Below are 12,407 nucleotides of genomic sequence, written 5' to 3'. Positions count from 1 at the left end.
ATAGATGAATATAAAATAGTTGAATGATATTAGAACATTAGAACTTTAAAACGATTACAACAACAAAAAATATAATGGAAACACAAACATTTGCAGAAAAGATAGCCAAGGCACAAGATTTCCTACCAATAAATGGAACTGATTACATCGAATTTTATGTGGGCAATGCCAAACAAGCTGCTCATTATTATAAAACAGCATTTGGTTTTCAGAGCCTGGCTTATGCCGGCCCCGAAACTGGTGTGCGCGACAGGGCATCATATGTACTGCAGCAAGGAAAAATAAGGTTGATCTTAACCACTGCTTTAAAATCCGATCACCCGATATCTGAGCATGTAAAAAAGCATGGCGATGGCGTAAAAGTACTGGCCCTTTGGGTTGATGATGCCTACAGTGCTTACGAAGAAACTACCAAGCGCGGAGCTAAATCGTATATGGAGCCTAAAACCTTAACCGATGAATATGGCGAAGTTAAAATGAGTGGCATTTATACTTACGGCGAAACGGTACACATGTTTATTGAGCGTAAAAATTATACCGGCACATTTATGCCTGGCTACCGTGTGTGGGAAAGCGACTACCAACCTGCCGATGCTGGTCTTTTATACATCGACCATTGCGTGGGCAACGTGGGTTGGAACCGCATGAACGAAGCCGTACAATGGTATGAAGATGTAATGGGCTTTGTAAATATTTTATCATTTGATGATAAGCAAATCAATACCGAATACTCGGCCCTGATGAGCAAGGTAATGAGCAACGGCAATGGTTTTTCTAAATTCCCGATCAATGAACCAGCCGAAGGCAAAAAGAAATCGCAGATTGAAGAATACCTGGAATATTACGAAGGTGAAGGCGTTCAGCATATTGCGGTTGCCACAAAAGATATCGTTAAAACGGTTAAAGAACTTAAAGCACGTGGTGTGGAGTTTTTGAGTGCACCACCAGAAGCTTATTACGACATGATGCCGCAGCGCGTAGGTAAAATTGATGAAGAAATAGCCCTTTTGGAAAGCCTGGGTATTTTGGTTGATTGCGATGAGGAAGGTTATTTATTACAGATTTTTACCAAACCAGTAGAAGACAGGCCAACGCTTTTCTTCGAAATTATACAACGTAAAGGTGCACAAAGCTTCGGTGCGGGTAACTTTAAAGCCCTTTTCGAATCGTTAGAGCGCGAACAAGAATTGAGGGGTAATTTGTAATCACGTTAGTAATTTACATAAAGAGACTGTTTCTTAAACATCGATTTTCAATCCTGAGGGTAATTTATTGGATAAAATCAATATTAGTGACAGCCCCTTCGGAGTCGTCATTGCGAGAAGGCTTTTTCAGCCGACGAAGCAATCTTACAACGATCGCTACTTAGCGAGCGCATTAAGATTGCCTGCCTGCCTGCCTGCCTGCCTGCTGCAGACAGGCTTCGTTCCTCGCAATGACGATTGTTTTATATATCTTTCAATGACTGCTCGAAATGACGACATCTTTAAATCAAAAAATTAAGGATTAGGCAATCTGCATTCTGCAAAGTAGCTAAATTTGGTACTTACCGTCTGGCCATTTTTGATGGCGGCATTCCACTTCGGACAATCTTTCATCGCATCCTTTGCAACTTCATCCAATCCAGCTCCTAACCCTCTTAATACCTTTACGTTCTTTACATTGCCATCATAATCTATTTTAAAGCTAAAATAAATTCTTCCTTCTACTTTATTTTTCAGGGCTTCGGCTGGGTACTTAATGGTTTTATAGAAATACTCCTGAAGCGCCTGATATCCGCCAGGAAAATTAGGTGGCGTATCTACTTCTTCAATCCCATAAGTATTAATATCGGGTGCAGTTAAAGTCCGGGGAGGACTTGATGTCATTATTGTCACATTAGGTAGTTTAACATAATCAGCAGGTATAATTGCCTTCTCATCAAATTCTGTATTTGAACCATTTCCTATTATAAATTTAACACCAAGGCTATATTTTCCATTCATGGTTTTAGGCAGCTCGGTATATGTTGAAATCAGAGTTTTAACATTTTCACTCAGCCCTTCTAAATTCAAAGCGGTTTCTACGTATTGTATCTGGCCATGCTCTACCTTGAGTAGAAAAATACTGGTGCCCTGTACATTCTGTAAGATTGCTTTACCTGGATACTTTACATTGGCGGCCATATATTTATAAAACCCCTTTAACTGAAGGGCTGGCACTTTAGTTGTAGAATCTGTCGCATTTTGGGCAAAAGTTGGCAAGATTGTAAACAGCAATAAGAATAACGTACTTAATGCAATGAGTTTGCGGTAATTCATGTTTATATATTTAAGGCGTAAATATATCATTTGATTTAGTACCTGTTTAATTTTTTAAATAAATTCTTGATGCACCAACTAAGGAGTTGAGATTCCCACTTTCGTGGGAATGACGATCTACTAATTAACCCCTTATACAAGTCCAATCAATAGCTTGTAACATCAATAATGCAATCAACACGAGGCGGGGTTTCTTCACTAAAACTTCATAATTGAAGTGCACCTTTGAAATAACAAAACACGAAGCGATTTCTATTTTGTTAAATTCTAAAAACTCATAATTAGTTTTTTAGTTTTCCGGTTACCCTTATCTGATACCTCATGTATTGCAAAATACATGAGGTTTTTTTTATTTTAAGACCCTGATTTTATGGCTACAAAATCTGCAATAGATTTATTTTAAAAAAAGCGATAACTTACGGTTACTTATTCTGTTTTAAAACAAATAATCTCAAATTATGCTCGCTAAAGAATTAGGAATATTCATGATCCTCTGTTATGGAGCGCTAAAAATACCATTTCAGGAAATAAAGAGTCAACATGATCCAGTAACGAAAGATAAAATAGCTGCTCAAAAACCTAAATCCTCAAAACCAATGTCAAACGATGTTACCAACAAGCAAAACCCCGTTTACCTGGAAGCGCTTAAATATACAAATGATAGCAATTCAGCAACATTTGCCCAAATCACGTTCAAAAATAGAACTAAAGAAATCATAACGTACATTTCCTTTTTGCTGGATGGTAATGTAGCTAAAGGATGCAATAAAGCTTACGAAATAAAGCGGAAGATTAAGCTTAAACCCAATCAATCCATTACTATTTCCCAACGTTTAGCTAAGGATGACTGTGAAGTGCACCAGGTCAAAAATCTACGTATCAAATATACAATGATTATTGACTTCACTCTTGACTAAAGCTATTCGGTACTTTCCTTAAGCATCTGGTACAGGTCGGTTGCACCTCCATCAAACTTGGCTCCGTTTACATAAAATGACGGGGTTCCGTTTACACCGCTGCGTACACCACTGTCGAAATCATTTTCTACTTTCTCTCTCAACGCATCAGAAACACTGTCTTGCTGAAACTGTTCGAGATCTAAACCGATTGTTTCGGCCAGTTCATCAAATAAATCGCTATTTAACCGGTACTGGTTTTCGAAAAGGGCATCGTGCATTTCCCAGAACTTGCCCTGTAAACCAGCCGATTCGGCTGCTAAGGCTGCAGGGAGGGCATACTGATGTGCGTTAGCCAGCGGAAAATGACGGAAGATAAATCTGATCTGGTGACCAAAAGCCTCTTCAATTTCTTTAAGAATGGGATATGCATTTCCACAATAAGGGCATTGATAATCGCCAAACTCTACAATGGTAACTGCTGCGGTATCATCGCCTTGAATATGATCGTTGCTGTTAACTTCGGGTTTTAATGTGCTCATAATTATTGCTGATCAAGTTTTTCCAATGCCTCCAATATCCCATCAGCGCCAGGGTTAACCGCAATGGGCGATAAATAGCTCCAGACAATTTTACCTTCCTTATCAATTACAAAAAGCGCCCTTTCACTTGTTCCGGTTTTTTCGTCGTAAACCCCATAAGCTTTAGAAACAGCACCTTTGGGTTCAAAATCGGCCAGTAAAGAAAAATGCAACTTCCGGTTTTCTTCAAAGGCCAGGTGGCACCACGTGCTATCAACCGATATACCGAAAATCTGCGCATCGTGTTTAATAAAGTATTTGAGCATTTCGTTGTAAAGCGCCATTTGATCGCTGCAAACCGGGCTCCAATCGGCCGGATAAAAGGCCAGGATTACATTTTTGCCTTTAAAATCTTTGAGTTTTATTTTTTGATCGGGCGTAGCATGCAATTCAAAATCAGGGGCTATGGTGCCTTTTTCTAACATATTATGGAGTTTAAATTTAAATCAAGTATGATATTAACACAGCTACCTTCCTGTTGTTTGCCTCAAATTGGTTGGATACTACCCCAACTTTTGTCGTTTAATGAGGTAAGCCTGTAATACCGGATAAAACCCTTCGTTCATATCTGCATCAATCAAATCAATTTTATACTGGGCACATTTTAAAGCAATTTGCTGACGATAACCGGCCACCGCAGCGGTGTAATTTTCTTTAACCTGATTGGTATGTACCTTAATGGTTTCGCCGGTTTCCATATCAATAAACTGGTAAGGACGGTTTTCGAACTCAAAATTTACTTCTTTGGTTTTATCGACCACATTGAAAACCACCACTTCGTGCTTGTTAAACTTAAGGTGTTGCAATGCATCGAAAAACTCATCGGTTTTTTCGGCACTGGTTTCGGTATTAAACAAATCGCTGAAAATAACTACCAGCGAACGTTTGTGAATCAAATCAGCAACCTGATGTAAGGACTCGCTCAAATTGGTTCTGGCATTTACTTTAGGTTGCTGCAACAGCTCTTCTAGCTGGGCAAATAAAAATTTCTGATGTACTGTAGTCGATTTTGCGGGCGAATTTAGCAATATCTCGTCGGTAAAAAGACTCAAACCAAAAGCATCGCGCTGCTTTTTTAGCAGGTACATTAACGAGGCGGTAGCCTGTATAGCAAAAACCAGTTTGTTGTTTTTAGGCTCAGGAAAGTACATCGACGAAGAAGCATCGATTACGAACTGGCAACGCAGATTGGTTTCTTCTTCGAAACGTTTGCTGTAAAGTTTATCCGTTTTAGCATAGAGCTTCCAATCGATATTTTTCACATTATCGCCGTTATTATACTGGCGGTGCTCGGCAAACTCGACCGAAAAACCATGAAAGGGACTTTTATGCAGACCAGTAATAAAGCCTTCTACTACTTGCCGGGCAAGTAATTCTAAATTACCATAGCTTGTTTCGTTTTCATAGTTTACTGCCTGCATAGCGTAAAGCTAATAAAAGATTTATAAAAAATGGCTGCATCATCAATATAGGATTGTCATCCTGAGCCTGTCGAAAGACCTCAAGATATCTCCCAAAGTACCCATCGATATTTCTTATGATGTATGGGACTATACCTTTTGAAGTCAGGCTCCAAACTTATTTACTACCCCTACCAAACCTCACAGTTTTTTAAAACCTGTGAGGTTTACCTGAGAAAAAAACACCCCGCAAGTTTTGAACCTGCGGGGTTGTATTGAAAAACAATTTCAGTTTATTTCTTAGCGATGCGGTATAAATGCCCGTTATCGGTTACCGAATAAAGTGCACCATCTTTTTCTACCATATCCCTAAAACGTTCGCCTTTACCTTCCAGTAATCGCTCTTCGCCAACAATTTTATCGTTTTTAATTACCAGACGGATGATATGCGAGCCACCCAGCCCCCCACAAATAAGTTGCCTTTCCATTCGGCTATGCTGCTGCTGTTGTAAAAAGCAATACAACCCGGCGAAATACTCGGATTCCAGTAGTACACCGGTTGTTCCATGCCTTCTTTCTGCTGAATACCATCGCCAACCTGCTTACCGCTGTATTCTGTTCCGTAGGTAAGAACTGGCCAGCCATAGTTTTTACCTGGTTTAATGATATTGACTTCATCGCCACCTTTGGGACCAAATTCTGCTTCCCATAAATCGCCGGTTTGCGGATTAATCGCCAAGCCATCAGGATTGCGCAAACCAAGTGCATAAATTTCGGGGCGGGCATCAGCCTTTCCGGCAAAGGGACCATTGGCTACTGCTTTACCATCAGTAGTAAGGTGTAAAATTTTACCCAACGAAGAATTCAAATACTGTGCCTGCATACGGATATCGTTTCCCGACCGCTCACCTGTACTTACAAATAAATTACCGTTTTTATCAAAAACAATACGCGATCCGTATTGCAGTTTACCTGTATAAGCTGGTGTAGCCCGGTAAATAATGGTTTGGTTTTCTATCTCAGTTTCACTCGCAGCCAATTTCCCCTTAGCAATAGCCAGTAAAACGCCCTTATCCTGCGGCTCTGAATAAGCCCAGTAAACCATCCTGTTTTTGGCGAAGTTCGGGTCTAAAGTTACATCCAATAAACCTCCCTGACCTGATGGATCTACTTTTGGCAAGCCCGTAATCTTCTTACTTAATTTTCCATCGGCATTTAAAATAATCATGGTACCCTGTTTTTGCGTAATCAAAAACCTGCCATCCGGAAGTACCGATATGGCCCAGGGATTTTCTAACTTTTCGTTAATAACCGAAACATCCAGGGCTGTTTTAGTTTTTACGCCAGCAATTCTGGTCTGCCCTGCAAAAGCTGGTTTATAATCAGCCGAAGGTGCATTGGTTTCGACCGGATTTTGTGCCGAAACACAGGCCATATTTACACAGTTTAGTGCTAAACCGGCTAATAAAACGCCTAAAGTTTTGTTATTTATTAAATTAATAGACATGATTGTTAGTTTTTTATTAAAGAAACAAAAATAAGTCTGCATAAAAAAACCCAAATCCATTAAATAGATTTGGGTTTTAAATATGTTACAAGCCCCGAAGGCTTAGTTATTTCTATCTCGGCTTAAACTAAGCTAGTTGCTTGTTTAATTTTTCTGCTAATACTGATTTTGGAACAGCACCAACTTGTTTGTCTACTACTTCACCACCTTTAAAGTATAATAAAGCAGGAATATTGCGGATACCAAACTGCATTGAAATTTGAGGGTTGTTATCAACGTTTACTTTTCCAACTACCGCTTTACCATCATATTCTTTAGCGATCTCTTCTACTACTGGACCAACCATGCGACAAGGGCCACACCATTCTGCCCAAAAATCTACTAATACGGGTTTATCTGATTTTAATACAAGCTCCTCGAAGTTTGCATCTGTGATTTCTAATGCCATAATTAATTTTTTTTATGTTCAAATATATGTATTCAATTGTAATGCCACCAATTCTGTAATGCCAATTTGACATTATTTTGGTAAAAGCGCAAAGCGGGCTTCGCAGAGCGCATAGCGTTTGATAAGCCTAAACGCTGAGCGCCAAACGCCAAACGCTAGTTTAACTTGTAATTAACAACATTTAAGCCCAGTAATTGTTCCAGGAACTTGTTGTTTGGGTTTATTTTAAGACTTTTAGAGCTAAGATCTAACATAATCTGTTTTTCACTATCAAAAACGGCAAAGTTAAGTTGGCAGTTTTGCTGCTCAGAGTTTGCCTTATTGTCTGCTAATATCGCCTCTATTTCACGCATCAGCTGATCGTTTACCCGTTCAATAGGTACTTGTATGGTTAAACTTTTGGCCAGTTTATCCCTCAGTTCCGACATTAAGTTAATTGCTGTGATCTTAAATTCCCAATCGCCAGCCTTACCGAAACGTTCGCCTACCCTACCCCTGATTTGCAAGAAGTATCCTTCGGTTAAAAACGATTTAAACTTTAGGAAATCTTCGCCAAACAGCGCCATTTCTGAAGCATCGTCGTAATCTTCGAAAACAAAGGTACCAAAGGGTTTCCCGGTTTTGGTAATGCGTTGCGATGCCGTTACCACCAAACCACCCACACAAAGCTCCCGATTTTTCAGTTTATCAAATTCGGCCAGCACCTCTTCATTACTATCGCCCATACGCACCTTGTTAATAATACTTAACTGCTTAACGTTATGGGTACAGAATTTATCGAGTTCTAATTTATAATTATCCAGCGGGTGCCCCGAAAGGAAAATCCCGATGGCATCTTTCTCATATTTCAGTCTGTCCATTAACGCCCATTCAGGCGAAACCGGTAATGAAGGTTCTAAAATCAAATCTGCTTTGGAACCACCAAACAAAGAAGCCTGTGAAGTACTCTCGTTGTTCTGAAAATCGTTGGCAAATTTGATAATCTTCTCGATCCCGTTCATTTTATCGTGCGGACCAATATAAAAAAACTGTGCCCTATGCCCGCCAAAAGCATCGAAAGCACCGCTATACACAAAACTCTCGTAAGCTTTTTTATTTACAATACGCGTGTTGGAGCGTTTGGCAAAATCATACACACTGGCATAAGGTCCGTTTGCCGACCGCTCTTCAATGATACTTTCTACCGCCTTTTCTCCAACTCCTTTTACCGCCGACATACCGAAACGAACTTCGCCTTTGGCATTTACCGAGAATTTAAGGTCAGATTCGTTCACATCAGGTCCCAATACGGTAACACTCATCTGGCGACATTCTTCCATAAAGAAAGCCACCTGCTTAATATCGCTCATGTTATTGGATAGTACCGCAGCCATGTACTCAGCCGGATAGTGCGCCTTTAAATAAGCCGTTTGATAAGCAATCCAGGCATAACAGGTAGAGTGCGATTTATTGAAGGCGTAAGATGCAAAGGCTTCCCAATCTTTCCATATTTTCTCTAAAACGGTGGCATCATGGCCTTTTTCCGAAGCCTGTTTCACAAACTTAGGTTTCATTTTATCGAGTACGTCTTTCTGTTTCTTACCCATCGCCTTACGCAAAACGTCGGCCTCACCTTTGGTAAAGCCAGCCAGCTTTTGCGATAAAAGCATTACCTGCTCCTGGTAAACGGTAATTCCGTAAGTTTCTTTTAAATATTCCTCGCAGGCATCTAAATCGTACTTAATTTCTTCCTCGCCATTTTTACGGCGAACGAAACTCGGAATGTATTCCATCGGTCCCGGACGGTATAAGGCATTCATGGCAATTAAATCGTCGAACACCGTTGGCTTAAGCTCCTTCATGTACTTCTGCATCCCCGGACTCTCATACTGGAAAATACCAATGGTTTCACCACGCTGGAAAAGCTCGTAGGTCAATACATCATCAATCGGGAAATTATCGGGATTGAGATCAATTTGATGCCTTTTCTTAACCAGTTTTACGGTATCTTTTATCAGGGTTAAAGTTTTTAACCCCAGGAAGTCCATTTTTAATAAGCCAGCGCTCTCTACAACCGAGTTATCAAACTGGGTAACATATAAATCAGAATCTTTAGCAACCGAAACGGGAACGAAGTTGGTGATATCACTCGGCGTAATAATTACCCCGCAGGCATGAATACCAGTGTTACGTAATGATCCTTCTAAAACCTGTGCCTGCTGAATGGTTTCGGCACTTAAATCTTTTAAACTACCCAGGTTTTTAAGTTCTACTACCTTTTCATATTCATCAGGGCGTAAAGCATCTTTTAAACTCTTTTCGTCGAGGGTAAAGATTTTGGCCAGCTTCATATTCGGAATCAGCTTTGCAATTTTATCGGCCTCAAACAAAGGTAAATCCAATACACGCGCTGTATCGCGGATAGATGATTTGGCGGCCATGGTACCGTAAGTAATAATCTGCGCTACCTGGTTGGCACCGTATTTATTAATTACATAATCCATTACACGACCACGTCCCTCATCATCAAAATCGATATCAATATCGGGCATGGATACACGATCGGGATTCAAGAAACGCTCAAAAAGGAGATCGTATTTAATCGGATCGATATTGGTAATACCCAAACAGTATGCTACTGCAGAACCTGCTGCCGATCCCCTGCCCGGACCAACCGATACATCGAGGTTACGTGCTTCGGCAATAAAATCCTGCACAATCAGGAAGTAACCGGGATAACCTGTTTTTTCGATGGTGGCCAGCTCGAAATCCAAACGTTCGGTAACATCATCTGTTAAGGTTCCGTAGCGGCGTTTGGCACCTTCGTAGGTTAAATGTCTCAGATATTTGTTTTCACCTCTTTTTCCACCGTCGGCTTCATCTTCTGCGACTAAAAACTCTTCAGAGATATCGAATTTAGGTAAGAGTACTTCGCGGGCAAGCTTGTAGATTTCGATTTTATCGATAATCTCTTTAATGTTTAAAATTGCTTCCGGCAAATCGGTGAAAAGCGCTTTCATTTCATCGGCCGACTTGAAGTAATATTCCTGGTTGGGTAAACCATAACGGTAACCGCGGCCACGGCCTATCGGCGTTGCCTGCTTTTCGCCATCTTTTACACAGAGTAAAATATCGTGCGCATTGGCATCTTTTTTATTTACGTAATAAGTATTGTTGGTTGCTACCAGCTTAACCGCATGTTTACGGGCCAAAGCTATCAGCGTTTCGTTTACTCGGTCTTCATCTTCCTGGTTGTGGCGCATAACCTCCAGGTAGAAATCGTCGCCAAACATTCCCTTCCACCAAATCAGTGCTTCTTCTGCCTGGCTTTCGCCCATGTTCAGGATTTTGTTCGAAATCTCTCCGCCCAGGTTACCCGATAAAACAATAATATCTTCTTTGTATTGTTCAATAACCTGCCTGTCGATACGGGGCACATAATAAAAACCCTTGGTATAGGCTATCGACGACATTTTGGCCAGGTTATGATAACCTTTTTTATTCTTCGCCAGCAATACCATCTGGTAGCCGTTATCTTTTGCCGTACGGTCTAAATGGTTGTTACAAACAAAAAATTCAACCCCAACAATGGGTGTCATTACCACCTCTGTTGGGCGTTCGCCGGCTTCTATTGCTGCAGCATTTTTGGCTTCGGCGGCTTTATTGTGGTTCAGTACGTGGTTTACAAAGTGAAAAGCCCCCATCATATTGGCATGATCGGTCATGGCTACAGCTGGCATTTTTTGTGCTGCAGCGGCTTTTACCAGATCGGAAATACTAATGGTACTTTGTAATACTGAAAACTGCGTATGGTTGTGTAAATGTACAAAAGTTGCTGCGGCGAGTTCCTGCCTGTTGCCGGCAAGCTCCTGTTTAGAAATACCGCCACCTTCAGCTTTTTGAATGCGTTTACGGATTTCATCAGATGCTGCTTTTAAATTGATGTGCGTTAAACCAACACCTTCAATTAAACCCGGATTTACTTCCCTGAAACGTGGAAAGTATTCTACATCAACCTGTAATTCTTCTTTTTTAAAAACCTCTCTTTTTACCAGCTCCAGGAAACAACGGGTAGTTGCTTCAACGTCGGCAGTAGCATTGTGCGCTTCGCTAAACGGAACACCAAATAAATAAGAGTGCAGCTCGGTTAGGGTTGGTAGCTTAAACCTGCCCCCTCTACCGCCTGGCAATTGTAAAAGCTGTGCGGTAACTTCGGTACAGGTATCTAATACCGGCATTTCGGCCATGCGGTTGGCTACACCAAAACGGTGAAACTCGCAACCCATGATATTCACATCGAAGCCAACATTTTGGCCTACTATAAATTTGGCTTTGTTTAATACCTCGTTAAATTTTGCCAGCATTTCATCAAAACCAATGCCTTGCTCTGCTGCTAACTCAGTAGAAATACCGTGGATTCTTTCTGCATCGTACGGAATATTAAATCCCTCTGGTTTAACCAGATAATCCTGATGTTCAACCAATCTCCCCATCTCATCGTGAAGCTGCCAGGCAATCTGAATACAACGTGGCCAGTTATCCGTATCGGTAATGGGTGCATTGTAATTACGTGGCAAACCAGTGGTTTCGGTATCAAAAATTAAGTACATATTGTGCGGTAAAGAATTAGCCGTTTCAGAATAATAACGGTTCTTCAAAAATAAGGAATTTGATAGCGGAAGTTGTCAGCAAATTATCAACAAAAAATGACGAATAAACCTTTCAAGCAAACCTATCAGGTTTTCAAAACCTGATAGGTTTAGCCAAAATGCTCCTGACTCACCAGTTTACTCACCTCATAACCTTTCTGCCTGCACCTTTCAATAATATGCACCAATAAATCAGCTTCCATTTTGGGTTCGCGGGCCATAATAAAAAGGTACTTTTCTTCAGGGTGCCCTACTACCACGTAACTGTAATCGTCGGCCAGTTCTATAATCCGGTAGCCGATTTTAAAAGGCCATAAAAACTGGGCTTTCATACCGCCATTGTGTACCGCCGCATCAAAAAACAGTTTAGAAGTAATTGATTTCTCTTCGACCTTGCCAGCTTTATGGTAAGCGGTATACACATCAAAATGATCATTATCAGCCAAAGTGTAGGTTTCAGTAGTCTGTTTCCAATGTTTATCCATTAAAGTCGGGATCGAATACAAAGAATACCATTTGCCTTCAAAGGCTTTATAATCGATATCCGAAATAGGTTTATTTTCCATGATAATAGGCTTTAATCAATAACCATCAGATTAGAAATAAAGTTTTAACGATCACCACGCAATGTTTCCCATCCTTTATGG

Annotated in this window: 9 protein-coding genes and 1 pseudogene; 2 read left to right on the top strand and 8 right to left on the bottom strand. The window is 40.6% G+C overall.

Annotated features, from left to right (window positions below; genetic code table 11):
* The first annotated feature begins 74 nt into the window (after positions 1–74).
* Entirely contained in the window at positions 75–1,205 is a 1,131-nt protein-coding gene (hppD, locus tag G7074_RS17470; protein ID WP_124560692.1) for a 4-hydroxyphenylpyruvate dioxygenase, read from the top strand.
* 294 nt (positions 1,206–1,499) lie between these two features.
* On the opposite strand, the gene G7074_RS17465 is transcribed toward hppD, so the two are convergent.
* Complete coding sequence (locus G7074_RS17465) at positions 1,500–2,300, bottom strand: energy transducer TonB (RefSeq protein WP_166210160.1); 801 nt, start codon at positions 2,298–2,300, stop codon at positions 1,500–1,502.
* 458 nt (positions 2,301–2,758) lie between these two features.
* On the opposite strand from G7074_RS17465, the gene G7074_RS17460 reads away from it, so the two are divergent.
* Positions 2,759–3,217, top strand: a complete 459-nt coding sequence (locus tag G7074_RS17460; protein ID WP_166210157.1) for a hypothetical protein — start codon at positions 2,759–2,761, stop codon at positions 3,215–3,217.
* A 2-nt stretch (positions 3,218–3,219) separates the two neighbouring features.
* Here G7074_RS17460 and G7074_RS17455 read toward each other — a convergent pair whose 3' ends face one another.
* From G7074_RS17455 to G7074_RS17425, 7 genes and pseudogenes are all read right to left on the bottom strand, one after another.
* Positions 3,220–3,738, bottom strand: coding sequence for a thioredoxin domain-containing protein (locus tag G7074_RS17455; protein WP_124560695.1), 519 nt, complete (start codon positions 3,736–3,738; stop codon positions 3,220–3,222).
* 2 nt (positions 3,739–3,740) lie between these two features.
* The gene (locus G7074_RS17450; RefSeq protein WP_166210154.1) at positions 3,741–4,202 is read right to left on the bottom strand and encodes a redoxin domain-containing protein; all 462 of its coding nucleotides are present in this window, start codon (positions 4,200–4,202) and stop codon (positions 3,741–3,743) included.
* Positions 4,203–4,280: 78 nt separating this feature from the next.
* Complete coding sequence (locus G7074_RS17445) at positions 4,281–5,198, bottom strand: DUF58 domain-containing protein (protein WP_124560697.1); 918 nt, start codon at positions 5,196–5,198, stop codon at positions 4,281–4,283.
* A 272-nt stretch (positions 5,199–5,470) separates the two neighbouring features.
* A pseudogene (locus G7074_RS17440) lies at positions 5,471–6,612 on the bottom strand (PQQ-dependent sugar dehydrogenase).
* Positions 6,613–6,811: 199 nt separating this feature from the next.
* The gene (gene trxA / locus G7074_RS17435; protein WP_039482143.1) at positions 6,812–7,132 is read right to left on the bottom strand and encodes a thioredoxin; all 321 of its coding nucleotides are present in this window, start codon (positions 7,130–7,132) and stop codon (positions 6,812–6,814) included.
* Positions 7,133–7,287: 155 nt separating this feature from the next.
* Complete coding sequence (dnaE, locus tag G7074_RS17430) at positions 7,288–11,721, bottom strand: DNA polymerase III subunit alpha (RefSeq protein WP_124560699.1); 4,434 nt, start codon at positions 11,719–11,721, stop codon at positions 7,288–7,290.
* Positions 11,722–11,870: 149 nt separating this feature from the next.
* On the bottom strand, positions 11,871–12,326 hold the full coding sequence (locus tag G7074_RS17425) for a lipocalin family protein (RefSeq protein WP_166210151.1): 456 nt from the start codon (positions 12,324–12,326) through the stop codon (positions 11,871–11,873).
* Positions 12,327–12,407: the final 81 nt, after the last annotated feature.

The sequence above is a fragment of the Pedobacter sp. HDW13 genome (assembly GCF_011303555.1).
Taxonomy (GTDB): Bacteria; Bacteroidota; Bacteroidia; order Sphingobacteriales; family Sphingobacteriaceae; genus Pedobacter.
Note: the sequence above shows the minus strand (reverse complement) of the source record. Positions and strands in the feature narration are given on the sequence as shown.

Bases quoted from the DNA above. Each gene is read 5' to 3' on its own strand.
- G7074_RS17425 (WP_166210151.1), bottom strand. From the start codon at position 12,326: ATGGAAAATAAACCTATTTCGGATATCGATTATAAAGCCTTTGAAGGC.
- G7074_RS17465 (WP_166210160.1), bottom strand. From the start codon at position 2,300: ATGAATTACCGCAAACTCATTGCATTAAGTACGTTATTCTTATTGCTG.
- G7074_RS17455 (WP_124560695.1), bottom strand. From the start codon at position 3,738: ATGAGCACATTAAAACCCGAAGTTAACAGCAACGATCATATTCAAGGC.
- trxA (WP_039482143.1), bottom strand. From the start codon at position 7,132: ATGGCATTAGAAATCACAGATGCAAACTTCGAGGAGCTTGTATTAAAA.
- G7074_RS17445 (WP_124560697.1), bottom strand. From the start codon at position 5,198: ATGCAGGCAGTAAACTATGAAAACGAAACAAGCTATGGTAATTTAGAA.
- G7074_RS17450 (WP_166210154.1), bottom strand. From the start codon at position 4,202: ATGTTAGAAAAAGGCACCATAGCCCCTGATTTTGAATTGCATGCTACG.
- G7074_RS17460 (WP_166210157.1), top strand. From the start codon at position 2,759: ATGCTCGCTAAAGAATTAGGAATATTCATGATCCTCTGTTATGGAGCG.
- hppD (WP_124560692.1), top strand. From the start codon at position 75: ATGGAAACACAAACATTTGCAGAAAAGATAGCCAAGGCACAAGATTTC.
- dnaE (WP_124560699.1), bottom strand. From the start codon at position 11,721: ATGTACTTAATTTTTGATACCGAAACCACTGGTTTGCCACGTAATTAC.